The sequence below is a fragment of the Serratia sp. CY52157 genome, from assembly GCF_052168495.1.
Taxonomy (GTDB): Bacteria; Pseudomonadota; Gammaproteobacteria; order Enterobacterales; family Enterobacteriaceae; genus Serratia; species Serratia ureilytica.
In genome coordinates, this window is sequence record NZ_JBJNMO010000010.1 from 18,975 (window position 1) to 42,885 (window position 23,911).

Sequence of the window (23,911 nt, forward strand, 5' to 3'; positions counted from 1 at the left end):
CGCAGGGCGCGTTAAGCTTAAGGCGTATCAACGGACATCAAGGAGTGACCATGTCGTTTTTCCGCCGCAAGAAGCTGCCTTCTGCGATTAAGCCAAGCGTCACCTTCGGACGGCTGCTGTACCAACGCATCGACCACGATGGCCTGACGATGTTGGCGGGCCATCTCGCCTACGTTTCCCTGCTGTCGCTGGTGCCGCTGGTCACCGTGGTGTTCGCGCTGTTCGCCGCTTTCCCGATGTTTTCCGACATCAGCGAACAGCTGAAGAGCTTCATCTTTTCCAATTTCGTGCCAGCCGCCGGCAACGTGATCCAGAACTACCTGGAACAGTTCGTCGCCAATTCCAACAAGATGACCGCCGTCGGCACCTGCGGGCTGATCGTTACCGCGTTGCTGTTGATCTCCTCGGTGGACAGCGTGCTGAACACCATCTGGCGCAGCAAGAACAAACGGCCGATCGTCTTCTCCTTCGCCGTGTACTGGATGGTGCTGACGCTGGGGCCGCTGCTGGTGGGCGCCAGCATGGCCATCAGTTCCTACCTGCTGTCGCTCAACTGGCTGGCGCAGACCGGCGTCAACGGCCTGGTGGATCAGGTGCTGCGCATCTTTCCGCTGATTTTGTCGTGCATCTCCTTCTGGCTGCTGTATTGCATCGTGCCGACGGTGCGCGTGCCGCCCAAAGACGCGCTGATTGGCGCGGTGGTGGCCGGATTGCTGTTCGAGCTGGGTAAGAAGGGATTCGCGCTGTACGTCACCATGTTCCCCTCCTATCAGCTGATTTACGGCGTGCTGGCGGTGATCCCGATTTTATTCCTGTGGGTCTACTGGAGCTGGTGTATCGTGTTACTCGGCGCGGAAATCACCGTGACCATCGGCGAATACCGCGACTACCGCCGGCAGAAGGCGGAGCAACAGGAACAAAAACCAGAAGGGCAGCAGGAATGATTGCGTTGATTCAACGGGTGTTAAACGCCAGCGTCACGGTAGGTGGCGAGACGGTAGGCAAGATTGGCCCCGGTTTGTTAGTGTTATTGGGCGTGGAGCAGGGCGATAACGAGCAAAAAGCGCAGCGCCTGTGCGAACGCGTGTTGGGATACCGCATTTTCGGCGACGAGAACGACAAGATGAATCTCAACGTCCAGCAGGCCGGGGGCAGCGTGCTGGTCGTCTCGCAGTTCACCCTGGCGGCGGACACCCAGAAGGGCATGCGGCCCAGCTTCTCGCGCGGCGCCGCGCCTTTGGTCGCCGATCGGTTGTATCAATATTTTGTTGGCCAGTGCCGCGAACGCGGCGTAGAGACCCAGACCGGCGAGTTCGCCGCCGACATGCAGGTGGCGCTGGTCAACGATGGTCCGGTGACATTCTGGCTACAGGTCTAAGCATTCGGAGAACAGGCGTCTATGTATCACCTACGAGTACCCGTAACAGAGCAAGAACTGAAGGAGTATTACCAGTTTCGCTGGGAAATGCTGCGCAAGCCGCTGCACCAGCCGGTGGGTTCGGAAAAGGATGCCTATGACGCCATGGCCCATCACCAAATGGTGGTGGACGAGGCCGGTAAAATCGTCGCCATCGGGCGGCTGTACATCAATGCCGACAACGAGGCGGCGATCCGTTTTCTGGCGGTAGATCCGACGCTGCAGGATAAAGGGCTGGGGACGCTGGTGGCGATGACGCTGGAGTCGGTCGCGCGGCAGGAAGGCGTGAAGCGGGTGGTGTGCAGCGCCCGTGAAGACGCGGTGGATTTCTTCGCCAAACTGGGCTTCGTCAATCAGGGCGAGATCACCGCGCCGCAGACCACCCCGATCCGTCATTTTTTGATGATCAAACCGGTGGCGACGCTGGACGATATCCTGCATCGCCCCGACTGGTGCGGCCAATTGCAGCAGGCCTGGTATGAACACATCCCGCTGAGCGAAAAGATGGGCGTGCGCATCAGCCAATACACCGGCCAGCGCTTCGTCACCACCATGCCGGAGATCGGCAACCAGAATCCGCACCATACGCTGTTTGCCGGCAGCCTGTTCTCACTGGCGACGCTGACCGCCTGGGGGCTGATTTGGCTGCTGCTGCGCGAGCGACATCTGGGCGGCACCATCATTCTGGCGGATGCGCACATTCGCTACAGCAAACCGATTACCGGCAGGCCGCGGGCGGTGGCGGATCTCGGCTCGCTGAGCGGCGATTTGGCGCGTCTGGCGCGCGGCCGCCGCGCGCGCGTACACGCCGAAGTGCATCTGTTCGGTGACGAGGACAAAGGCGCAGTGTTCGAAGGCACCTATATGGTGTTGCCGGCCGAGCCGGATGTGCCGTTGGATCAGGGCGGCTCTGAAGCGCTGGAGGAGTAAGGCGGCGGCCCTGCCCTGAGGGCGGGCCGCGCAGTGCACTACGGCAGTTGTTGGTTCACCGCTTGGCCGTCGCCGGCGGTGGCCTGCAGATTGCCTTTCAATGAGGCCTTGAACGGCCCATCGCTGTTCAGCAGCCCTTTCAACTGCAGCTCAAGGTTGCCGTCACCCGTCAGCGGCACCGGCTGCCATCCCCATTGCTGCAAGGTGTTGATCGGTACCGAACGGCCGTGCAGCGTCAGCTGGAACGGCTTGCCCGGCAGCTGATCGACGGTCGCTTTGGCCTCAAGCAACCCATTGGGCATAAAGGCGCTGAGCTCGGTGACGGCGATCTGGTTGGCGTCGGCGTTCAGCGCCAGCGAAGGGCGCCGCACGTCGATTTTGTTGAAGGTGGCCTCGCTGCCGTTCAGGTTCAGCGAACCGGACCAAATGCCCCACTGGTGGTCGCGCGCCAGCAGCAGGTTGCTGCCGTAACCGTCCAGCGCGGTGATCTGGAACGGGAATGCCGGGTTGATATCGATAATCAGATTGCGGTTGGTGGTCAGCTTGGTGACGTACACCTCCGCCAGCCAGTCCGGCAGCGGTTTCAGCCACAGCTCGCGCCAGTCGATAGGCAGGGTGTACTCCAGCGCCGCCATGGCCACTTCATCCAGCTGCAGGCGTTTGCCGGCGCGCAGCCAGTTGCCGGAGGTGCGTAGCAGCCCGCCTTCCCAGCGGGTGGTGAACTGCTGAATGGCGATGCCGGCGGAAGAGAGCCGCAGGGTGGCGATCGGATCGATCAGGTGGAAACCGCCGTTGACCACGTCGCCGGCGTTGAAGTTGAGCGAGCCGTCTTCACTGCGCCAGTCGCCTTTTTCGACGCTGACGTTTTGCAGCGACAGGTCGAGATCGTTAACCGCCCACGCCTTGCCTTCCAGGCGCGCATCGATCAGATCGAAACGCTTGAGGGTGACCGGCGGTAGAGCGGTGAAGCGCCGCATGAATTCCGCCAACGTCATCGGGGTCTGCATGCGCACGCCGCTCAGCCGCAGGCGATCCACCTGCCAGCTGCCGTCGGTGGCGCGGCTGGCCACGCCGGTCAGGTCGCCCTGCGCCAGATCGGCGCCGAAGTTGTTCAACAGCAACTGGCCCTGTTTTTGCTCCCCCTGCACCAACACCTTCGAGGCGGGGATGCCGTTCAGCGTCATCGAACCGGCGCTGAACTGGAACTGGTTGTTGTCCCCCAGCAGATGGCCGGCCAGCGGGCGCCACGGCGTGATGCCGGCATTGACCTGCTGTGCGTTGAGCTGCCACTCGCTATCGTTGGACTGCAGCGCCATGTTGCTCAGTTGCAGCACGTCGGCCTGTACGGGCAGCGCAACAGCCTGTGGCTGCACGTTCAGCGTACCGTCGCGCAGCGTGACGCTGTAAAAATAGCGCGGTTCGGTGATTTGGCGCAGGCTGAGGCCGAGATCGACGCGTTTGGCGACCAGCGCCTGAGGTTGGCCGCTGCGCGCCAGCTGCACGTCTTCCAGACCGATCTGGCCCGGCTGATTCCACGAGTGGGTGATTTTTCCTATCGACAGGCGGTATTCGCTGTTGTCGCTGATCCAGGCGCTCAGACGGCCTGCCGCCCAGCGGGTTTGCCCCACCAGATACAGCACCACCACCGCCAGCACGATCAGCAGCAGCAACGTCAGCAACAGCTTTCCGATAAATTTCATCGTCTACATCCGCATCGGTCAAAAAAGATACCCTGTTTATGCCGCAATTGGCCGGGCATCTCAAGGGCAATGGTCTGATAGACAATAAAAAACGGCCGCAAGCGGCCGTTTGAACGCCAATGGGCGGGTTACTTTTTCTCGTGTTCCTGCGGGAACACCAGGTTCAGCACGATGGCGGTAATGCCGCCGGCGGCGATACCGGAAGAGAGCAGGGTTTTCAGCCAGTCCGGCGCGAACTGCAGGATCAGCGGCTGCTGGGAGACGCCCATGCCGACGGCCAGCGACAGCGCCATGATCATGATGGCGCGCCGGTTCAGGCGTTCGCGCGACACGATGCGCACGCCGGAGGCGGCGATGGTGCCGAACATCACGATGGTCGCGCCGCCCAGTACCGGCTCGGGGATGTGCTGCACGAAGCCGGCCACCGCCGGGAACAGCCCCAGCGCGATCAGCATCAGCGCCACCACGAAGCCGACGTAGCGGCTGGCGACGCCGGTCAGCTGGATCACGCCGTTGTTCTGGCCGAAGCAGGAGTTGGGGAAGGTGTTGAACACCGCCGACAGCATCGAGTTCAGGCCGTTGGCCAGTACGCCACCTTTCAGACGCTTCATGTACAGCGGCCCGCTAACTGGTTGTTCGGAGACGTCAGAGGTGGCGGTGATGTCGCCGATGGTTTCCAGCGAGGTGACCATAAAGATCAGCATCAGCGGCAGCAACAGGTTCCAGTCGAAGCCCAGGCCGTAATAGAGCGGCGTTGGAATGGTAATCGCCGCCGTCGGCGCCGCCGGAGCGTCGGCGGGCAGCATGTCCATCGCCCAGGCCAGCAGGTAGCCGACCGCCATGGCGATCACCAGCGAAGCGACGCGCAGGTAAGGGTTGCGCTGGCGGTTCAGCAGGATGATGACCGCCAGCACCGCGCCGGCCAGCAGCAGGTTTTTCGGCGAGCCAAAGCTGTGGTCGTTCATCGCGGCATAGCCGCCGCCGATCGAGGTCAGGCCGACCTGAATCAGCGACAGGCCGATGATCATCACCACGATGCCGGAAACCAGCGGGGTGATGATGCGGCGCGCCAGATGCAGCACGCGCGACAGCAAAATTTCGGTGCAGGAGGCGACCATCAGGGTGCCGAACAGCGCGGCCATCATGGTCGGCACGTCGGCGCCGCCGTTTTTCAGCGCCAGGCCGCCCATGATCAATGGCGAAACGAAGTTGAAGCTGGTGCCCTGAATCGACAGCAGCCCGGAGCCCACCGGCCCCCAGGTTTTGATTTGCAGAATGGAAGCCAGACCGGAAGCGAACAGCGACATGCTGATGATGTGTTGGGTATCCTGCGCCGGCAGACCCAGCGCCTGGCAGATCAACAGCGCCGGAGTGATCACCGCAACGAACATCGCCAACAGGTGCTGGCCGGCGGCAAACAGCGTTTGTGGCAGCGGCGGGCGGTCTTCGAGGCGATAAATCAGTTCGCTGGCGCGGGGTTCAGAGGCGGTTTGGCGTGCGGCATCAAGCTCGGAGGATGACATGCTCATGGTGTGGCGTTTCCAGATACGGCAAAGCAGGCATTTTAATGCGCCGCCCCGCAAAAGCAAACGGTTGCGCCTAAATATTATGTTGCCGACTTTCCCGTTTATGTCGCATTTTCATTCATTTTTTCTTGTCATCTCAGCGTTTTTTACTTCTAATCCTGCACTCATCAAGTTTAAAAACTACGTGGTTTTCTATAACTTATTATTTTTATTTGGATCTTTTCCCTTACATGGAGTACCTGGATGTTTCATCTTGATACTTATGGCACGTTAGTCGCGGCGACGCTGGTTTTGCTCCTTGGGGGCAAGTGCGTCAGAAGCATTCCTCTGCTGCGAAAATATACCATTCCCGCTCCCGTCGCCGGCGGTTTGCTGGTGGCCCTCCTGCTGTTAGTCCTGAAAAAATTCGCCAACTGGGAAATCAGCTTTGACATGTCGTTGAAGGATCCGCTGATGCTGGCCTTCTTCGCCACTATCGGCCTGAACGCCAACCTGGCGCGGTTGCGCGCCGGCGGCAAAGCGCTGATGGTATTCCTGTTCGTGGTGTTGGGGCTGCTGCTGGTGCAGAACGCCATCGGCATCGGCATGGCGAAAATGCTGGGACTGGATCCGTTGATGGGCCTGATCGCCGGTTCGATCACCCTGTCGGGCGGCCACGGCACCGGGGCGGCCTGGAGCAAGCTGTTCATCGAGCGCTACGGCTTTGAAAACGCGACGGAAGTCGCCATGGCCTGCGCCACCTTCGGCCTGGTGCTGGGCGGCCTGATCGGTGGCCCGGTGGCGCGCTATCTGGTTAAACACTCCTCTACGCCGGAAGGCACGCCGGAAGACAGCGTGCAGCCGAGCGGCTTCGAGAAGCCGGAAAGTGGCCGCCTGATCACCTCGCTGGTGATGATTGAAACCATCGCCATGATCGCCATTTGTTTGAGCCTGGGGCAACTGATTGCCGGTCTGCTGAGCGGTACGGTGTTTGAACTGCCTAACTTCGTTTGCGTGCTGTTCGTCGGGGTGATCCTCAGCAACACGCTGGCCTTCACCGGTTTCTATACCGTGTTCGAGCGGGCGGTATCGGTGCTGGGCAACGTCAGCCTGTCGCTGTTCCTGGCGATGGCGTTGATGAGCCTGCGCCTGTGGGAGCTGGCTTCGCTGGCGCTGCCGATGCTGGCGATCCTGGCCGTACAGACGCTGGTGATGGCGCTGTACGCGATCTTCGTCACCTACCGGGTAATGGGCAAGAACTACGATGCGGCGGTGCTGGCCGCCGGCCACTGCGGCTTCGGCATGGGCGCCACGCCGACGGCGATCGCCAACATGCAAGCGATCACCGATCGCTTCGGCCCGTCGCACCTGGCGTTTCTGGTGGTGCCGATGGTGGGGGCGTTCTTTATCGATATCGCCAACGCCATCGTCATCAAGCTGTATCTGCTGTTGCCGGTGTTCCCGGCGGTGGGGTGATATCGCGAGTCATCATGAGAAGGGCGCCTGCGGCGCCCTTTTTTATGCGTTGGAGTAGCGCGCCTTCTCTGGCAGCCAGCGTTCGATCAGCGCCTGGGCGTGTTCCGGGTAGTGCTGATGGAGATGGCGAGCGACGCGCTGCACTTCGGGGATCATCGCCTGGTCGCGCAACAGGTCCGCCACCTTGAATTCGGCGCTGCCGGTCTGGCGGGTGCCGAGCAGCTCGCCCGGGCCGCGGATCTCCAGATCGCGCTGCGCGATGACAAAGCCGTCGTTGCTGTCGCGTAGCACCTGCAGGCGCGTTTGCGCGGTTTTGCTAAGCGGCGTTTTGTACAGCAGCACGCAGTGTGAAGCCACCGCGCCGCGCCCTACGCGGCCGCGCAGCTGGTGCAGCTGCGCCAGGCCCAGCCGTTCCGGGTTTTCGATGATCATCAGGCTGGCGTTCGGCACGTCGACGCCGACTTCGATCACCGTGGTGGCGACCAACAGCTGCAGCTCGCCCTGTTTAAACGCCTGCATCACCGCCTGCTTTTCCTGCGCTTTCATGCGGCCGTGCACCAGCGCCACCTTCAGCTCCGGCAGCGCGGCTTTCAATTCTTCCCAGGTGGCTTCCGCCGCCTGCGCTTCCAGCAGCTCGGACTCTTCGATCAGCGTACACACCCAGTAAGCCTGCCGTCCTTCTTCCAGACAGGCGCTTTTCACCCGTTGAATGATGTCGGCGCGGCGGGTATCGGGAATGGCGACGGTGGTCACCGGCGTACGGCCCGGCGGCAGCTCGTCGATGACCGAGGTATCGAGATCGGCATAGGCGGTCATCGCCAGCGTGCGCGGGATTGGCGTGGCCGTCATGATCAGCTGATGGGCGTGGAAGCCCTGTTCTTCGCCTTTCTCCCACAGCGCCAGCCGCTGATGCACCCCGAAGCGGTGCTGCTCATCAATGATCACCAGCGCCAGGCCGTTGAACTGAACCTGCTCCTGGAAGATGGCGTGGGTGCCGACCACCATCGACACCTGGCCGCTGGCGATGGCTTCCTGCTGCGCGATGCGCGCCTTGCCTTTCTGTTTGCCCGCCAGCCAGCCGACCTCCAGCCCCAGCGGCTCGAACCACTGGCGGAAGTTGTTGGCATGCTGTTCGGCCAGCAGCTCGGTCGGCGCCATCAGCGCCACCTGCTTACCGTGCGCGATGGCGCGCAGCGCCGCCAACGCCGCCACCAGCGTTTTGCCGGAGCCGACGTCGCCCTGCACCAGCCGCATCATCGGGAAGTCTTTTTGCATATCGGCTTCGATGTCGGCCACCACGCGCGTTTGCGCGCCGGTTGGCGAGAACGGCAACTGGGCGAGAAAACGGTTTTTCAGCCGATCGTCCGGCAGCAGCGGCTGCGCCTGATAACTCTGCGCGCCGGCGCGCACCGCCAGCATGCTGAGGTTATGCGCCAGCAGCTCTTCGAGGATCAGACGCTTTTGCGCCGGGTGTTTGCCCAGCTCCAGATCCGCCAGCTGGATGTCCGGCGGCGGGCGATGCAGGGTGTGCAGCGCCTGCGGCAGGCTCATCAGGCCGCCGCTCAGCTCCGGCGGCAGCAGTTCGGCGATGGCGCAGGTATCCAGCAGCTCCAGCGCCTGGTCGGTCAGCTTGCGCAGCGTGGCCTGCCGCACCCCCTCGGTGGTGGGGTAGACCGGCGTCAGCGACTCCTGCAGCTCAACCTCGCTGGTTTCGCCCTGAATACGGTATTCCGGATGGATGATCTCCGCGCCGTGGTTGCCGCGTTTGATCTCGCCGTAGGCGGTCACGCGGCGGCCGGTGGCCAGGCTGTTCTTCATTGCGGCGTTGAAGTTGAAGAACCGCATGGTGAGGATGCCGGTGCCGTCGCTGATCTGGCAGGTCAGCATGCGGCGGCGGCCAAAGCTGATGTCGCTGCGCAGCACTTCCCCTTCTACCGTGGCGTAGATGCCCGGCAGCAGATCGTTGATCGGGTAGAGGCGGGTGCGGTCTTCGTAGCGCAGCGGCAGGTGCAGCAGCAGATCCTGAATGGTGTCGAGGCCAAGCTTGGCCAGTTTGCCCGCCTGGCTGGCGCCAACCCCGGAAAGCGTGGTGAGTGGGACAGCATCCAGCAGGCGGCCTTTCATTTGCGCACCGTCGCCTGCATGGCCGCCCACCATTCGGCGCTGGCGACCACCTGGCCCTGTTCGTCGATCTGTGGACGCGGCAGCCCCTTGCGCTTGGCCACGTTGGCCAGCACCGGATAGCCGCCTTCGAACAGCAGACGCTGCTGCTCTTCTTCGTCCAGCATGCTGTTGTCGCGGCGATACAGGCCGGCGTTTTGCCGCTGGCGCTGCGCCTCATACAGGATCAGCGCCGAAGCCACGGAGACGTTGAGCGATTGCACCATGCCGATCATCGGAATGACGATGTCTTGATCGGCGAGCGCCAGCGCTTCTTCGGTGATGCCGGTTTTTTCCTGGCCGAGCAGCACGCAGGTTGGCCGGGTGTAGTCCACCTCGCGGAAATCGACCGCGCGCGCAGACAGGTTGGTGGCCAGAATTTGCATGCCCTGCGCTTTCAGGTGGCCGACCGCGTCGCCGATGGTGCGATGGGTCTTGACGCTGACCCAGCTGTTGCTGCCGGCGGCGGAGGAGACCAGGGTGCGCATGCGGGTGGTGGGCCACACGGCGTGGACCTGATGCACGCCGACGGCGTCGGCGGTACGGATAATGGCGGAGACGTTATGCGGCTTGTGCACCTGCTCCAGGCAGACCGTCAGATCCGGCTGCCGGGTCGCGAGCATTTCACAAATCCGCGCATAGCGTTCAGGACTCATAAGCGCTAGTTTCGGTTGCGGTTAACTTTGATCACATCCGGCATGATACGGATTTTACGCATAATGTTTGCCAAATGGATGCGATCGCGGGTGGTCAAGCGGATAAAGGCGCTATAAACCCGACCGTCTTTCTCTTCGGTGTTCAGGCTCTGAATATTGGATTCGGCCGCGTTGATCGCCGCCGTCAGGTTGGCCAGCGCGCCCTGGTGGTTAAACATATCCACCTTGATCTCGGCGATGAACTCCTGCTCGGTCTCTTTATCCCACTCGACCGCCATGAACTTCTCAGGCTCTTTCTGATAGCCGCGAATATTGCGGCAGGATTCATGGTGGATCACCAGCCCTTTGCCCGGGCTGACGTGAGCGATAATCGGGTCGCCCGGAATCGGACGGCAGCACTTGGCGAAGGTGATCAACACGCCGTCGGCGCCCTTGATGGCCAGGTTGCGCACGCCGGAGGTGGTGCCCAGGCTGGACTGATCGCCCTGCAGGTTCTTCGCCACCACTACGCTCATGGCGTTGCCGAGGCCGATTTCCGCCAGCAGATCGTCCAGCGTCGCCAGCTTCATGCGGTCCAGCTCGTGCTGAATGTTTTCCTGCGGGATTTCGGCCAGCTTGCGGCTGCCGCCCAACGCATGGTTGAGCAGACGGCGGCCGAGGCCGACGGAGTCGTCGCGCTTGAGGTTCTTCAGCATCTGGCGAATCTTGGCGCGCGCTTTCGAGCTGACCACGAAGTTCAGCCAGGCGGCGTTGGGCCGTGCGCCCGGCGCGGTGATGATCTCGACGGTCTGGCCGCTGGTCAGCGACTGCGACAGCGGGTATGGCTGACGATCGACGCGTGCGCCGACGCAGGCATGGCCGATATCGGTATGCACCGCATAGGCGAAGTCGACAGGCGTGGCGCCGGCGGGCAGCTCGACGATGCGGCCTTCCGGGGTGAAAACGTAAATCTCATCCGGGAACAGATCGGATTTGACGCTCTCGATAAATTCAAACGAACTGCCGGCGCTTTGCTGCAGCTCCAGCAGGCTTTGCATCCAGCGTTGGGCGCGGATCTGCGCCGTGGTGCCGGTTTCGCCCTGTTCTCTTTCCTTGTAAGCCCAGTGCGCGGCCACCCCCATCTCAGCCATCTGATCCATGTCTTCGGTGCGGATCTGCACTTCGACCGGCACGCCGTGCGGGCCGATCAGCGAGGTATGGAGCGATTGATAGCCGTTGGCCTTGGGAATGGCGATGTAATCTTTGACCCGCCCCGGGCGCGGTTTATACAGGCTGTGCACCTGGCCGAGCACGCGGTAGCAGGTATCGACCTCTTTTACGATCACCCGGAACGCGTAGATATCCATGATGGAATGAAAACGCTGTTCTTTCAGGTGCATCTTGAGGTAGATGGAGTAGAGGTGTTTTTCCCGCCCGCTGACACGGCAGGCGATGCCGGCCTCGGTCAGCCGCCCTTCGATCTCGGAGAGGATTTTTTGAATCATCTCTTTGCGGTTGCCGCGCGCGGCTTTCACCACTTCCTTGATCACGCGATAACGGTTTGGGTACAGCGCCTCGAAGCCCAGCTCTTCCAGCTCGGTTTTCAGGTGATGAATACCCAGACGGTGGGCGAGGGGGCTGTAGATTTCCAGGGTTTCACGCGCGATGCGCCGGCGTTTGTCGGGGCGCAGCGAACCGAGGGTGCGCATGTTGTGCGTACGGTCGGCCAGCTTGATCAGCACGACGCGGATATCCTGCACCATCGCCATGATCATCTTGCGGAAGTTTTCCGCCTGCGCTTCTTTCTTGTCCTGGAACTTCAGCTTGTCGAGCTTGGAGACGCCCTCAACCAGTTCGGCGACGCTCTTGCCGAACAGCTGTTCCATATCTTGATAGGTGGCTGGGGTGTCTTCGATGACGTCGTGCAGCAACGCCGCCATCAGCGTCTCGTGATCGAGACGCATTTCCGCCAGGATGCAGGCCACGGCGACCGGGTGAGTAATGTAGGGCTCACCGCTGGAGCGTGTCTGGCCCTCGTGCGCGTCGCGCGCGACGAGGTATGCCTGTTTGAGGCGCTTAATCTGCTCCTCGGGCAGGTAACGTTGAATCAGCAGATTCAGGCTTTCAAACAGGTACAAGGCGGACTCGCAGTCTAATTAACGACGACCTTCAGCAATCGCGGTAACCGCTTGAATCTCTGCGGCTTCCTGCTCTTGCTGTTCCTGGCGCTCACGCACGTCGAGGATCTGGCTGGTGATCAGGCCTTCTTCGATTTCGCGCAGGGCGATAACGGTGTACTTGTCGTTCTCTTCCGGAACCAGTGCATCTTTGCCGCCGGTCTGGATCTGACGCGCCCGACGAGCAGCGACCAACACCAGGTCAAAACGGTTACCAATTTTCTCTACAGCGTCTTGAACAGTTACGCGTGCCATATTTGTGCTACTCCACAGGTGACGAAAAGACTGGGCATGATACTGAAACTGCCTTCAGTCTGCCAATAGTTTGCTGATTAAAGCGTCATGCCGCAGCAACTGGCGGCCCAAACGCAGGCGTTCGGCGCGAATGATGGTCTTCAGATCGGACAGCGCCAGATCGAAATCATCGTTCACGATCAGGTAATCGTACTCCGCGTAATGCGTCATTTCCGCCACGGCCTGAGCCATGCGTTTGGCGATCACCTCTTCGGAATCCTGCCCGCGCCCACGCAGGCGGCGGCCCAGTTCTTCCTTCGACGGCGGCAGAATGAAGATGCTGCGCGCCTGCGGCATTTTGGCGCGGATTTGCTGCGCGCCCTGCCAGTCGATATCCAGAAACACATCCACGCCGGTCGACAAGACTTGTTCGATGGCGGCGCGCGAGGTGCCGTAATAGTTGCCGAACACTTCGGCGTGCTCAAGAAACGCGTCCTGCTCGATCATCCGGCGGAATTCGTCTTTCGAGACGAAGAAATAGTGCTCGCCGTGATTTTCACCCGGGCGACTGTCGCGCGTGGTGTGCGAAACCGAAACCTGCGTGTCGTACAGCGGTTGCGTCTTTAACAAAGCCTGAATCAGACTTGATTTACCTGCGCCACTGGGAGCAGAGACAATATAAAGCGTGCCTTGAGCCATGATGATGTTCGTTGATAACGGTTGATATGCCAAAAACAGCGGATGTGTATTTTCTCCGCACAGTATACACGGCTAACGCGCCGGGTGCAGCGTTAGCTCGCATTTTGCCCGCGGCTTTGCGTGGAAAAAGCGCCGAAAGGGCGAATTTGCGCGTCGAAGGGCGACATTTTTGCAGTTTTGGCCTCGGCGGCGGCGCGTTGCCGCCCCGAGATCAGTGATCCGGATGCTGGTAGTTGAACACCGGCAGGCCGAGGCGGAAGCGCAGGGCGATAAGACGCGCGCTCAGGCCGGCGACCAAGGTGAGGATCACCACCAGATTGTGCGGCAGGCTGAGGTGCTGCAGGCCGATATACAGCCAGGCGGCGCTGAAGGAGATGCCGGCGTAGATCTCCTTCTGGAAAACCAGCGGGATGCGGTTGCAGAACATATCGCGCAGCACCCCGCCGAAGACGCCGGTGATCACCGCGGCGATGGCGGCGATAATGGCGCTGTGCCCCATATCCAGGGCCACCTGCGCGCCGATGATGGAGAAGACGATCAGGCCGACGGCGTCGAGCACCAGGAACAGGCGGCGCAGATGGCGCATCAGAGGAGCCACCCAGGTGGTGACGATCGCCGCTATCGCGACGATGACGATGTATTCCGGGTGTTTGACCCAGCCCAACGGAAAATGCCCGAGCAACATATCGCGCACCGACCCGCCGCCGATTGCGGTGACAGAGGCGATGATGATCACGCCGAACATGTCCATTTGGCGGCGGCCGGCCGCCAGCGCGCCGGTCATGGCTTCGGCGGTGATGCCGATGATATAAAGGATGCTCAGTAACATAAGGGGTTCACAGCGTAATTGCGTCAGAATGATGGCCGGCAGGGTAATCGCCGCCGAGGACGCGCGCCACTGAGTTTTTTTCACCGATGGTGTTTCGGATTAATATAGCTAATCCAAACTCCATTTTTATTGCCGATAACCAGCCTTTTTTAACATCTGGCTGTTAATGAAAGCATTAGAAATTTCGAGCTAATTTCCATCGCTGACTATGACTTTTGCAGCGAATCCTTCAACCGAAAAATCGAGACTGCAGATGAAAAACTCCCCGAGACTGGCCGCCGGCGCCATGGTGGCCGCCCTGCTGCTGAGCGGCTGCGTGGCGCCAGGCCACCAGGCTGTTTCCCCCCCCGCCCCGACTTGTCGCACCGGCGATCCGCTGGTACAGACAACGCTCTACTTCGGCCTGAACCGGCCGGCGGGGCCGGCGATCACCGCCGCCGAGTGGCAAACCTTCGTCGATAGCCAGGTGACGCCGCGTTTTAAAGACGGGCTGACGGTGTTTGATGCCAAAGGGCAGTGGCTGGGTCACGACGGCAAGCTGGCGCGCGAGAACAGCAAGGCGCTGCTGTTGATCCATGCGCCGGGCAAAGAGAGCGAGGCGAATATCGAGGCGCTGCGCAGCGGCTATAAGCAGCAGTTTGCGCAGGATTCGGTAATGCGGGTGGATGCGCCGGTGTGCGTGGCGTTTTAAAGCAAACTCCCGGCCCTGCGGCCGGGAGTGGGGATTACAGCACCAGGCCGGCGATGGCCGCCGACAACAGGCTCACCAGCGTCGAGCCGTAAACCAGCTTCAGGCCAAAACGGGAAACCACGTTGCCTTGCTGCTCGTTCAGCCCCTTGATGGCGCCGGCGACGATGCCGATGGAGGCGAAGTTGGCGAACGACACCAGGAACACCGACAGAATGCCCAGCCCGCGCGGCGACAGCTCCGCCGCGATTTTCTTCAGCTCAATCATCGCCACGAATTCGTTGGCCACCAGTTTGGTCGCCATGATGCTGCCCGCCTTCAGGGCCTCTTCCGCCGGGATGCCGATCAGCCAGGCCAGCGGATAGAACACGTAGCCGAGGATTTGCTGGAAGCTGATGCCGAGCACCGCCGAGAACAGCGCATTGACGGCGGAGATCAGCGCGATAAAGCCGATCAGCATCGCCGCGATGATCATCGCAATTTTGAAGCCGGCCAGAATGTACTCGCCCAACATTTCGAAGAAGCTCTGATCTTCGTGCAGCTTGTTCAGCTTCAGCTCCGGCTCGTCTTCGACCTGATACGGGTTGATGATCGACAGGATGATGAAGGTGCTGAACATATTAAGGATCAACGCCGCCACCACGTACTGCGCGTCGATCATCGACATGTAGGCGCCGACGATGGAGAGCGATACCGTCGACATGGCGGTCGCGGCCATGGTGTACATGCGGCGCGGCGAGATGTCGCCGATGATGCCCTTGTAGGCGATGAAGTTCTCCGACTGCCCCAGCACCAGCGTGCTGACGGCGTTGAACGATTCCAGCTTGCCCATGCCGTTGACCTTGGACAGCAGGGTGCCCACCAGGCGGATGATCAGCGGCAGGATGCGGAAATGCTGCAAAATGCCGATCAGGGCGGAAATAAAGATGATAGGGCACAAAACGCCCAGGAAGATAAACGCCAGGCCATCTTTGCTCATGCCGCCGAACACGAACTCCGACCCTTGGGCGGCGTAGGCGAGCAGAGTGTCGAAGAAGCCGGCGACGTGTTTGATCACGCTGAGCCCGCTGGCGGAGTGCAGGAAGAAATAGGCCAGCGCGCCTTCGATCACCAACAGCTGGATGATATAGCGCAGGCGGATTTTCTTGCGATTATTGCTGACCAGCAGCGCCAGGGCGATGATCACCACCAGGGCCATAATAAATTGCAGAATTTGTGGCATAAACGGTCCGTACGGTTCACGGGCAGGAAAAAAATACATTTAGCCACAGCATCGCCGTCCTTTCATTACCTTGCGTGATAATTAGAACAAAATACTTATGGCGTGCGGGATATCTTGCCGATTGTCATCCGCACGCGCTGCTCGGCAGTTTTTCATAAGCCCCCGACGTTCCTTAGTGGGCTGTCTTCCATGATGCCTGTCGGCTCGCAGCCTGATGCAACCACCGTCCCGCACGTTCAGGCACCTGGAATCTGGCTCGCAATGGGCGATTTTTCATGGCGCAAAGTGTGGCTTTCTTGGCTGAGGAAGAGAAACATGTTTGGACAAGGCGCCGGTCGCGATCGGTGCGCATTTTATCGAACAAGGAGGCGAACGATGAATATCGGCACGTTGCTCAGGGCGCTGGCCAACGGCGTTAATCCCGACACCGGCGAGCTATTGAGACCGGCTTCAGCGGCCTGCGCGCCGGAGGCTATCCGCCTGCTGTTCGCGTTGGCCGACGAGTTTGACGGTGAATCTGAACTGCAGAAAAAATCCAGGCTGACGCCGGAAGAAAAGCGGCAGAAGAATCTGGCCGAGGGCCGGCCGGCCAATGCCTACTTCCCTTGGCCGGAAGAAGAAAAACTGCGGCTGCGCGAGAGCCATGCGGCCGGGGCGACGCTGGAGGCGCTGAGCGATGAGTTCGAGCGTTCAACCTGGAGCATTGCGGTGCAACTGCAGAAAATGGGGTTGATCGGTGAGGAACAGGCGGCCGCCTATCGCTGATCTATAGCCATAAAAAAGCCCGCGTGGCGCGGGCTTGATGGCGTGCGGAGCGGATCACTCGATGTTCTGGATCTGCTCGCGCATTTGCTCGATCAACACCTTCAGCTCGATGGCGGAGGCGGTGACGTCGGCATTGATTGACTTGGAGGCCAGGGTGTTCGATTCGCGGTTGAATTCCTGCATCATAAAGTCGAGGCGGCGGCCGACGGCTTCTTTCTTCTTCAGGATGTTGTGCGTCTCTTTCACGTGCGCTTCCAGGCGGTCCAGCTCTTCGGCGACATCGATGCGCTGCGCCATCAGCACCAGCTCTTGCTCCAGGCGAGTGTTTTCCAGCTGCACCTGCGCCTCTTCCAGCTTGCTGACCAGGCGCTCGCGCTGCCATTGCAGGATGTTCGGCATCTGGGCGCGCACTTTGACCACTTCGGCGCTGACGCCGTCGAGGCGCTGTTCGATCAGCGTTTTCAGCGCGGCGCCTTCGCTTTCGCGTGCGACGATAAAGTCATCCAGCGCGCCGTCCAGCGCCTTCATCAGCTCGGCGCTGATGGCGTCCAGATCCTGCTCCTGCGCGGACATCACGCCCGGCCAGCGCAGCACGTCGATCGGGTTGATTTCCCCTTCGTCGCTCTGCATTTTCACCCAGTTGGCGGCTTCGACCAGCTGTTTGGCCAGTTTTTCGTTCAGGATCAGCGAGCTTTGCGCGCTTGGATCCAGTTCGAAACGCAGGTTGCATTCGACTTTGCCGCGGGTCAGGCGGCCACGGATACGTTCACGGATCACCGGCTCCAGGCTGCGGAATTGTTCCGGCAGGCGAATGTAGGTTTCTAAGTAGCGCTGGTTAACGGAACGCAGCTCCCAGGCTGCGCTGCCCCATTCACCCTTGATTTCACGCCGGGCGTAGGCGGTCATGCTGCGGATCATTGATGCGTACCCGTAATAGGAAAAGATGGGGCGATTATAGCGTCGCGACCGCGGGCAGGATAGGCATTACGTCACGAAGCCCGTATAATGCGCAGCCAATAGTTGATTTGAAGCCGGAGAGAGCCCATGCGTCCTGCAGGCAGAGCACCACAGCAAGTTCGCCCCCTGACACTGACCCGTCACTATACCAAACACGCTGAAGGTTCAGTGCTGGTTGAGTTTGGCGATACCAAAGTCTTGTGCACCGCCACGGTAGAAGAGGGCGTTCCGCGCTTCCTGAAAGGCCAGGGGCAAGGTTGGATCACCGCCGAGTACGGCATGCTGCCGCGCTCGACCCACAGCCGCAACGCCCGTGAAGCCGCCAAAGGCAAACAGGGTGGCCGCACGCTGGAGATCCAGCGCCTGATCGCCCGCTCGTTGCGCGCCGCGGTGGATCTGAAAAAGCTCGGTGAATTCACCATCACTCTCGACTGCGACGTACTGCAGGCCGACGGCGGTACCCGCACCGCCTCCATCTCCGGCGCCTGCGTGGCGCTGGCCGATGCGCTGAACACCCTGGTGGCCAACGGCAAGCTGAAAGCCAACCCGATGAAGGGGATGGTGGCGGCGGTTTCCGTCGGCATCGTCAATGGCGAAGCGCTGTGCGATCTGGAGTATGTGGAAGATTCCGCGGCGGAAACCGACATGAACGTGGTGATGATGGAAGACGGCCGCATGATTGAAGTGCAGGGCACCGCCGAAGGCGAGCCATTCAGCCACGATGAGCTGTTGGCGCTATTGGCGCTGGCCCGAGGGGGCATCGAAACCATCTTCCAGGCGCAGAAAGCGGCGCTGGCGGACTGATTTTTCAAGGCGACTGAGAAGTCGCCTTTTTTATGCCCGACGATCGGGCGGCAGTAATGACAAGACCCAAGCAGATTCAGACGAGGAGAAGCAGTAATGAAAGCCTATCAGCGCCAGTTTATCGAGTTCGCGCTTAACAAGCAGGTATTGAAATTCGGCGAGTTCACCCTGAAGTCCGGCCGCACCAGCCCGTATTTCTTCAATGCCGGCCTGTTTAATACCGGGCGCGATCTTGCGCTGTTGGGGCGCTTCTACGCCGAAGCCCTGATGGACTCCGGCATCGATTTCGACTTGCTGTTTGGCCCGGCCTATAAAGGCATTCCTATTGCCACCACCACGGCGGTGGCGCTGGCGGAACATCATGAGCGCGACGTGCCTTACTGCTTTAACCGCAAGGAAGCCAAGACCCACGGCGAAGGCGGTTCGCTGGTGGGCAGCCCGCTGCAGGGGCGCGTGATGCTGGTGGATGATGTGATCACCGCCGGCACGGCGATCCGTGAGTCGATGGAAATCATCGGCGCCAGCGGCGCTTCATTGGCGGGCGTGCTGATCTCCCTCGACCGTCAGGAACGCGGCCGTGCGGATATCTCCGCCATTCAGGAAGTGGAACGTGATTATCACTGCAAGGTGATCTCGATCGTGACGCTGAAGGACCTGATCGCCTATCTGGAAGAGAAACCGGAAATGGCGGACCACCTGGCGGCGGTGCGCGCTTACCGCGAGCAGTACGGGGTATAAATAATAACGCCGGGCATGCCCGGCGTTTTCGTTATTGCAGCTGTGCCGCCAACAGCGGCCAGCGGGCGTCGAATTCCTGCGTTGGGCGATAGCGGAATTCCGAACGCACATAGCGCGACAACATGCCTTCGCAGAAGGCCAGCAGCTGGCTGGCCAGCAGCGTTTCATCGACGATAAAGCCTTTGCCTTCGCGCAATTTGCGCTCTTTCAACACCTGACGCAGCTGCGCCTCGATGCGTTCGAACAGCTGGTTGATGCGGCCCTGCAGGCGATCCTGTTCAAACATCAGCGCGTGGCCGGTCATGATGCGCGTCAGCCCCGGGTTGCGTTCCGCAAAGCCCAGAATCAGCAGTAAAATCAGGCGCAGACGATTAAACGTCTCTTTCTCGTCCTGCAAGATCAGGTTGATGCGGGTGATCAGGCTGTCTTCGATAAACTCGATCAGACTGTCGAACATCCGTGTCTTGCTGGGGAAATGCCGGTACAGCGCAGCTTCAGAAACACCCACGTTCGCGGCGAGCTTGGCGGTGGTAATGCGCTGGCTGCCGTCGCTGGATTCCAGCATCTGGGCTAACGCCTGCAATATTTCCTCGCGCCGATTCCTTTTCGTATTTTCTTTTTCTGCCATGTCTGATTAGACCCTTGCTAAAACTTAACTGACGGAAACCCGGGCACCGGCCGCTGCAGAGCAGGCTCTGTGCGGCTTATGTGATAGCTTTTTTACGATGCTGGGGTCAGCGGCCTTAACGGCCTTTTTCCGCGCTGCCTGGTGTGCGCTGCAATTGTCGCGGTAAAACCTTGCCGCAGAGACATCCTTCTCCCCGGAAAGGCAAGGTTCAGGCGACGTTTCCCTGCCGGCCATCGTGCATTGAGTGGCGCTTAGTGGCGCCCCGAGTGGCCGAAGCCGCCTTCGCCGCGCTCGCTGCTGTCGAACTCTTCCACCAGGTTGAACTCGGCCTGCACCACCGGCACGAAGACCATCTGCGCGATGCGTTCGCCCGGTTCGATAGTGAATGACTTCTGGCCGCGGTTCCAGACGGACACCATCAGCTGGCCCTGATAATCGGAGTCGATCAGGCCGACCAGATTGCCCAGCACGACGCCGTGCTTATGGCCCAGGCCTGAGCGCGGCAGGATCACCGCCGCCAGGCCGGCGTCGGCGATATGGATCGCGAGACCGGTAGGCAGCAGCGTGGTTTCACCCGGTGCCAGCTCCACCGCGCTGTCCAGGCAGGCGCGCAGGTCGAGACCGGCGGAGCCCGGAGTGGCGTAGGTCGGTAGCGGGAAATCCTGACCGATGCGCGGGTCGAGGATCTTAACGTCGATTTTTTTCATCATAACGGCTGACTATCTCGTCTATTAAACGTTGGCCAAGGAGTGCCTTGTCGCTCAGCGCCAGGCGTTTCTCTCCATCCTGCCAAAAAAGGTGCAGGGCATTGGTGTCGCTGTTGAACCCGTGCTCTGCAAGCGATACATCGTTAGCGCAAATCAAATCCAGCTTCTTACGCGCCAGTTTTTGCCGCGCGTATTCTTCCACATTCTGGGTTTCGGCGGCAAACCCCACGACAAACGGTCGATTTTTGGTCATCGCCGCCACGCCGGCGACGATATCGGGGTTTTTTACCATCTTGAGGACGATTTCATCACCCTGTTTTTTTATTTTTTCATCGGCGATCCGCTCGGGACGGTAGTCGGCTACGGCGGCGCAGGAGATGAAAATCTGCTGCTGAGCGGCGCGCTGTTGCACCGCCTGCTCCATCTCCAGCGCGCTGGTGACGTCCACGCGTGTGACCTTCGGCGGCGTCGGCAGGCTCACCGGCCCGGCGATCAGCGTCACCTGCGCGCCGCGGGCGGCGGCGGCGCGGGCGATGGCGAAGCCCATTTTGCCGGAGCTGTGATTGCTGATGAAGCGTACCGGATCCAGCGCTTCGCGCGTCGGGCCGGCGGTGATCATAACCTGCAAATGTTGCAGATCCTGCGGGGCGGAGAAATGACCGTTCGCCAGCTCGACGATGTCCAGCGGATCCAGCATGCGGCCCGGGCCGACGTCGCCGCAGGCCTGGCTGCCGCTGTCCGGCCCCCAGAGCAGCATGCCGCGCGCCTGCAGCGTTTGCAGGTTGGCCTGCGTGGCGGCGGCGCGATACATCTGCTGGTTCATGGCGGGGGCGGCGGCGATAGGGGCGTCGGTCGCCAGGCAGACGGTAGTCAGCAGATCGTTGGCCATGCCGGCGGCGACGCGCGCCAGCAGATCGGCGGTCGCCGGCGCCAGAATCACCAGATCCGCCCATTTGCCGAGTTCGATGTGGCCCATGGCGGCTTCGGCGGCGGGATCCAACAGATCGTCGGACACCGGGTGGCCGGAAACGGCCTGCAGCGTCAGCGGCGTAATGAACGCCTTGGCGGCGTGGGTCATCACCACGCGCACTTCCGCGCCCCTGTCGCGCAGGCGGCGCACCAGCTCTGGGCATTTGTAGGCGGCGATGCCGCCGCTGATGCCAAGCACAATATGTTTGCCGGAAAGTCCCGTCATCATCATTGTCCGATTGAAAGCCGAAAGATGCGCCATTTTAGCATATCCGCCGTTCAGGTGAGCGATTCCGCAATGGCTGCAGGGCGTTACATTGTGCTTTGCGAAACACTTCGCAATGTTATCAAACACCTGTCGAACGCGCCGGGGGGCGCATGGCATGCTGTAGCCCTTTCAGGGAGGAACACGATGAGCAACCCGACTGTGGCGTGCTGGCCGGGCGCGCTGGCGCCGCGTGAAAAGTTGTTGATGCAGGGGGCCGCGGCGCTGTCCGACGCAGAGCTGTTGGCCATTTTCTTGCGCACCGGGTTGCCCGGCGTGCACGTAATGCAGCTGGCGGAGCAGCTACTGCGCCGATTCGGCTCGCTTTACCATCTGATGTCGGCCGATCATCAGGCGTTTTGCAGTCAAAAAGGCTTGGGCGACGCCAGCTATACGCAGCTGCAGGCGATTGCCGAGCTGGCGCTTCGCTTCTTTTCCAGCCATCTCTCGCAGGAAAACGCCATGCTTAACCCGCGCGTCACCCAGCATTATCTGCAAAGCCTGCTGGCACATCGTGAGCGAGAGGTCTTTTTGGTATTGTTTTTAGACAATCAGCATCGGGTTATTCGCCATCAGGAGATGTTTGCTGGTACCATCAGCAGCGTCGTCGTCTACCCGAGAGAAATTGTGCGTGAAGCGTTGAAGGCTAATGCCGCCGCGCTGATTCTCGCGCATAATCACCCCTCGGGTAAGGCTGAACCCAGTCATGCCGACCGTTTGATAACTGAACAGGTAGTGAAAGCCTGCCAGTTATTGGAGATCCGAGTGCTCGATCATTTGGTGATCGGTCGGGGTGAATGCGTCTCTTTTGCCGAGCGCGGATGGCTTTAAGCGATTTTTTCGCGATCCTTGTGGGATCTTTAGCTGTTCGGGACTTGAGCACTTACGCTTCAGAGCGTATACTACGCCACCTTTGAGAATCTTGGGTTTGGCGCAAGAGCCTATCTCAGCAGGTTTCTGACCTGATGTGTGGTTTCTACCTGATGACGAGAGTCTCCTCAGTATGAAGTTTGCTGAGATGGGCTCTAAAAGCCTGACGAGGCGGCCATACCCTATACGAAGCTCGAGCTGATTTGATTTTTGGAGAATAGACATGTCCCGAGTCTGCCAAGTTACTGGCAAGCGCCCGGTGAGCGGTAACAACCGTTCCCACGCAATGAACGCGACCAAACGCCGTTTTCTGCCTAACCTGCACTCACACCGTTTTTGGGTTGAGGCTGAGAAGCGCTTTGTAACTCTGCGTGTATCTGCTAAAGGTATGCGTGTTATCGATAAGAAGGGTATTGAGACGGTTCTGGCCGATCTGCGTGCCCGTGGTGAGAAGTATTAAGGAACTGAATCATGGCTAAAGGTGTTCGCGAGAAGATCAAGCTGGTTTCTTCTGCTGGTACTGGTCACTTCTATACCACCACGAAGAACAAGCGTACTAAGCCGGAAAAATTGGAACTGAAGAAATTCGATCCAGTTGTCCGTCAGCACGTAGTATACAAAGAAGCTAAAATTAAATAATTTTAGTGGATTAATGAAAAACCCGGCCTTGGCCGGGTTTTTTGTTTTATAAAGGGTAGAAAACATCGGAGGGGAAGCCAGATGCCTGAATTACCGGAAGTTGAGACGAGCAGACGTGGTATAGAGCCTTATCTTGTCGGCCACAGCATTCAGTATGCGGTGGTGCGCAACGCGCGCCTGCGCTGGCCGGTTTCCGAGCAGATCCTGACGCTGAGCGATCAGCCGGTGCTCAGCGTGCAGCGTCGGGCCAAATACCTGCTGATTGAGCTGGAGCGCGGTTGGATTATCGTGCATCTGGGCATGTCGGGCAGCCTGCGCATGCTGCGTGAGGAAAACGAAGACGAAGCCGGCAAACACGACCACGTCGATCTGGTGATCAACAACGGTATGATCCTGCGTTATACCGATCCGCGCCGCTTCGGCGCCTGGCTGTGGTGCGAAGACCTGGCGACCAGCAGCGTGTTGGCGCATCTGGGGCCGGAACCGCTGAGTGAGGCGTTCAACGGCGACTACCTGTATGAAAAATCACGTAATAAGCGCACGCTGATCAAACCGTGGCTGATGGATAATAAGCTGGTGGTCGGGGTCGGTAACATTTACGCCAGTGAATCGCTGTTCAGCGCCGGGATCCTGCCCGATCGTCCGGCGGGATCCTTGACCAAAGCCGAAGCGGCGCTGTTGGCGAAGACCATCAAGGCGGTGTTGCAACGCTCCATCGAGCAGGGCGGCACCACATTGCGCGACTTTTTGCAGTCGGACGGGAAACCGGGGTACTTCGCGCAGGAGCTGCAGGTTTACGGACGGGCGGGAGAACCGTGCCGCACATGCGGCACGCCGATTGAATCCGCCAAGCACGGGCAGCGCAGCACCTTCTTTTGCCGACGCTGCCAGCGCTGA

The 23,911-nt window shown here is 60.3% G+C and carries 25 protein-coding genes; 12 read left to right on the top strand and 13 right to left on the bottom strand.

Translation table 11 applies throughout. The features are described from left to right. The first annotated feature begins 50 nt into the window (after window positions 1-50). Genes ACJ8IP_RS23135 through fabY form a run of 3 tightly spaced genes read left to right on the top strand, consistent with a single transcriptional unit; the run spans window position 51 to window position 2,347 of the window. Window positions 51-944 carry a virulence factor BrkB family protein gene (locus tag ACJ8IP_RS23135; protein WP_025304713.1) on the top strand — a complete coding sequence of 298 codons (894 nt, stop codon included), beginning with the start codon at window positions 51-53 and terminating at the stop codon, window positions 942-944. Then, entirely contained in the window at window positions 941-1,378 is a 438-nt protein-coding gene (dtd, locus tag ACJ8IP_RS23140; protein WP_016929644.1) for a D-aminoacyl-tRNA deacylase, read from the top strand. The genes ACJ8IP_RS23135 and dtd overlap by 4 nt, the downstream gene beginning before the upstream one ends. Before the next feature lie 21 nt (window positions 1,379-1,399). Next, complete coding sequence (gene fabY, locus ACJ8IP_RS23145) at window positions 1,400-2,347, top strand: fatty acid biosynthesis protein FabY (protein ID WP_004931235.1); 948 nt, start codon at window positions 1,400-1,402, stop codon at window positions 2,345-2,347. A 38-nt stretch (window positions 2,348-2,385) separates the two neighbouring features. On the opposite strand, the gene ACJ8IP_RS23150 is transcribed toward fabY, so the two are convergent. Both ACJ8IP_RS23150 and ACJ8IP_RS23155 read right to left on the bottom strand, forming a co-directional pair. Then, the gene (locus tag ACJ8IP_RS23150; RefSeq protein WP_096242690.1) at window positions 2,386-4,047 is read right to left on the bottom strand and encodes an AsmA family protein; all 1,662 of its coding nucleotides are present in this window, start codon (window positions 4,045-4,047) and stop codon (window positions 2,386-2,388) included. Between the two features lie 128 nt (window positions 4,048-4,175). Next, on the bottom strand, window positions 4,176-5,576 hold the full coding sequence (locus tag ACJ8IP_RS23155) for a nucleobase:cation symporter-2 family protein (protein ID WP_033645176.1): 1,401 nt from the start codon (window positions 5,574-5,576) through the stop codon (window positions 4,176-4,178). 240 nt (window positions 5,577-5,816) lie between these two features. On the opposite strand from ACJ8IP_RS23155, the gene gltS reads away from it, so the two are divergent. Continuing rightward, the gene (gene gltS / locus ACJ8IP_RS23160) at window positions 5,817-7,028 is read left to right on the top strand and encodes a sodium/glutamate symporter (RefSeq protein WP_033645177.1); all 1,212 of its coding nucleotides are present in this window, start codon (window positions 5,817-5,819) and stop codon (window positions 7,026-7,028) included. Window positions 7,029-7,070: 42 nt separating this feature from the next. On the opposite strand, the gene recG is transcribed toward gltS, so the two are convergent. The 6 genes from recG to ACJ8IP_RS23190 form a co-directional block, all read right to left on the bottom strand. Beyond that, entirely contained in the window at window positions 7,071-9,152 is a 2,082-nt protein-coding gene (gene recG, locus ACJ8IP_RS23165) for an ATP-dependent DNA helicase RecG (RefSeq protein ID WP_042785598.1), read from the bottom strand. Continuing rightward, entirely contained in the window at window positions 9,149-9,844 is a 696-nt protein-coding gene (gene trmH / locus ACJ8IP_RS23170) for a tRNA (guanosine(18)-2'-O)-methyltransferase TrmH (protein WP_004931227.1), read from the bottom strand. The genes recG and trmH overlap by 4 nt, the downstream gene beginning before the upstream one ends. A 5-nt stretch (window positions 9,845-9,849) precedes the next feature. Beyond that, window positions 9,850-11,961, bottom strand: coding sequence for a bifunctional GTP diphosphokinase/guanosine-3',5'-bis pyrophosphate 3'-pyrophosphohydrolase (gene spoT / locus ACJ8IP_RS23175; RefSeq protein WP_015379445.1), 2,112 nt, complete (start codon window positions 11,959-11,961; stop codon window positions 9,850-9,852). Window positions 11,962-11,979: 18 nt separating this feature from the next. Beyond that, window positions 11,980-12,255, bottom strand: coding sequence for a DNA-directed RNA polymerase subunit omega (gene rpoZ / locus ACJ8IP_RS23180; protein WP_004931221.1), 276 nt, complete (start codon window positions 12,253-12,255; stop codon window positions 11,980-11,982). A gap of 54 nt (window positions 12,256-12,309) precedes the next feature. After that, window positions 12,310-12,933 carry a guanylate kinase gene (gene gmk / locus ACJ8IP_RS23185; RefSeq protein WP_033636481.1) on the bottom strand — a complete coding sequence of 208 codons (624 nt, stop codon included), beginning with the start codon at window positions 12,931-12,933 and terminating at the stop codon, window positions 12,310-12,312. Window positions 12,934-13,144: 211 nt separating this feature from the next. Continuing rightward, window positions 13,145-13,762, bottom strand: coding sequence for a trimeric intracellular cation channel family protein (locus ACJ8IP_RS23190; protein ID WP_025304704.1), 618 nt, complete (start codon window positions 13,760-13,762; stop codon window positions 13,145-13,147). A 253-nt stretch (window positions 13,763-14,015) separates the two neighbouring features. Between ACJ8IP_RS23190 and ACJ8IP_RS23195 the strand changes: the two genes are divergently transcribed. Beyond that, complete coding sequence (locus tag ACJ8IP_RS23195; protein WP_164107313.1) at window positions 14,016-14,453, top strand: DUF3574 domain-containing protein; 438 nt, start codon at window positions 14,016-14,018, stop codon at window positions 14,451-14,453. 34 nt (window positions 14,454-14,487) lie between these two features. Here the strand turns inward: ACJ8IP_RS23195 and ACJ8IP_RS23200 are convergent, their stop codons facing one another. Beyond that, window positions 14,488-15,672 carry a NupC/NupG family nucleoside CNT transporter gene (locus ACJ8IP_RS23200; RefSeq protein ID WP_004931212.1) on the bottom strand — a complete coding sequence of 395 codons (1,185 nt, stop codon included), beginning with the start codon at window positions 15,670-15,672 and terminating at the stop codon, window positions 14,488-14,490. A 375-nt stretch (window positions 15,673-16,047) separates the two neighbouring features. On the opposite strand from ACJ8IP_RS23200, the gene ACJ8IP_RS23205 reads away from it, so the two are divergent. Beyond that, window positions 16,048-16,437, top strand: coding sequence for a hypothetical protein (locus ACJ8IP_RS23205; protein ID WP_108682203.1), 390 nt, complete (start codon window positions 16,048-16,050; stop codon window positions 16,435-16,437). 54 nt (window positions 16,438-16,491) lie between these two features. Here ACJ8IP_RS23205 and ACJ8IP_RS23210 read toward each other — a convergent pair whose 3' ends face one another. Next, entirely contained in the window at window positions 16,492-17,355 is an 864-nt protein-coding gene (locus ACJ8IP_RS23210; RefSeq protein ID WP_033652259.1) for a YicC/YloC family endoribonuclease, read from the bottom strand. Window positions 17,356-17,481: 126 nt separating this feature from the next. On the opposite strand from ACJ8IP_RS23210, the gene rph reads away from it, so the two are divergent. Both rph and pyrE read left to right on the top strand, forming a co-directional pair. Then, complete coding sequence (gene rph, locus ACJ8IP_RS23215) at window positions 17,482-18,198, top strand: ribonuclease PH (RefSeq protein ID WP_025160305.1); 717 nt, start codon at window positions 17,482-17,484, stop codon at window positions 18,196-18,198. A gap of 96 nt (window positions 18,199-18,294) precedes the next feature. Further along, window positions 18,295-18,936, top strand: a complete 642-nt coding sequence (pyrE, locus tag ACJ8IP_RS23220) for an orotate phosphoribosyltransferase (protein ID WP_004931204.1) — start codon at window positions 18,295-18,297, stop codon at window positions 18,934-18,936. A gap of 31 nt (window positions 18,937-18,967) precedes the next feature. Here the strand turns inward: pyrE and slmA are convergent, their stop codons facing one another. The 3 genes from slmA to coaBC all read right to left on the bottom strand — a co-directional run bounded on the left by slmA (window position 18,968) and on the right by coaBC (window position 21,469). Next, window positions 18,968-19,564 (bottom strand): nucleoid occlusion factor SlmA, encoded by a 597-nt coding sequence (slmA, locus tag ACJ8IP_RS23225; protein WP_025304700.1) that lies wholly within the window; start codon window positions 19,562-19,564, stop codon window positions 18,968-18,970. 251 nt (window positions 19,565-19,815) lie between these two features. Beyond that, entirely contained in the window at window positions 19,816-20,274 is a 459-nt protein-coding gene (gene dut, locus ACJ8IP_RS23230; RefSeq protein ID WP_033652257.1) for a dUTP diphosphatase, read from the bottom strand. Continuing rightward, window positions 20,252-21,469, bottom strand: coding sequence for a bifunctional phosphopantothenoylcysteine decarboxylase/phosphopantothenate--cysteine ligase CoaBC (coaBC, locus tag ACJ8IP_RS23235; RefSeq protein ID WP_033634306.1), 1,218 nt, complete (start codon window positions 21,467-21,469; stop codon window positions 20,252-20,254). The genes dut and coaBC overlap by 23 nt, the downstream gene beginning before the upstream one ends. Before the next feature lie 183 nt (window positions 21,470-21,652). Between coaBC and radC the strand changes: the two genes are divergently transcribed. From radC to mutM, 4 genes are all read left to right on the top strand, one after another. Continuing rightward, a complete protein-coding gene (gene radC, locus ACJ8IP_RS23240; RefSeq protein WP_016929682.1) occupies window positions 21,653-22,336 on the top strand; it encodes a RadC family protein in 684 nt (227 codons plus the stop codon). A gap of 262 nt (window positions 22,337-22,598) precedes the next feature. After that, window positions 22,599-22,835, top strand: a complete 237-nt coding sequence (rpmB, locus tag ACJ8IP_RS23245; RefSeq protein ID WP_004931195.1) for a 50S ribosomal protein L28 — start codon at window positions 22,599-22,601, stop codon at window positions 22,833-22,835. A gap of 11 nt (window positions 22,836-22,846) precedes the next feature. After that, entirely contained in the window at window positions 22,847-23,014 is a 168-nt protein-coding gene (gene rpmG / locus ACJ8IP_RS23250) for a 50S ribosomal protein L33 (protein ID WP_002442576.1), read from the top strand. Window positions 23,015-23,095: 81 nt separating this feature from the next. Beyond that, entirely contained in the window at window positions 23,096-23,911 is an 816-nt protein-coding gene (mutM, locus tag ACJ8IP_RS23255) for a bifunctional DNA-formamidopyrimidine glycosylase/DNA-(apurinic or apyrimidinic site) lyase (RefSeq protein ID WP_047025862.1), read from the top strand.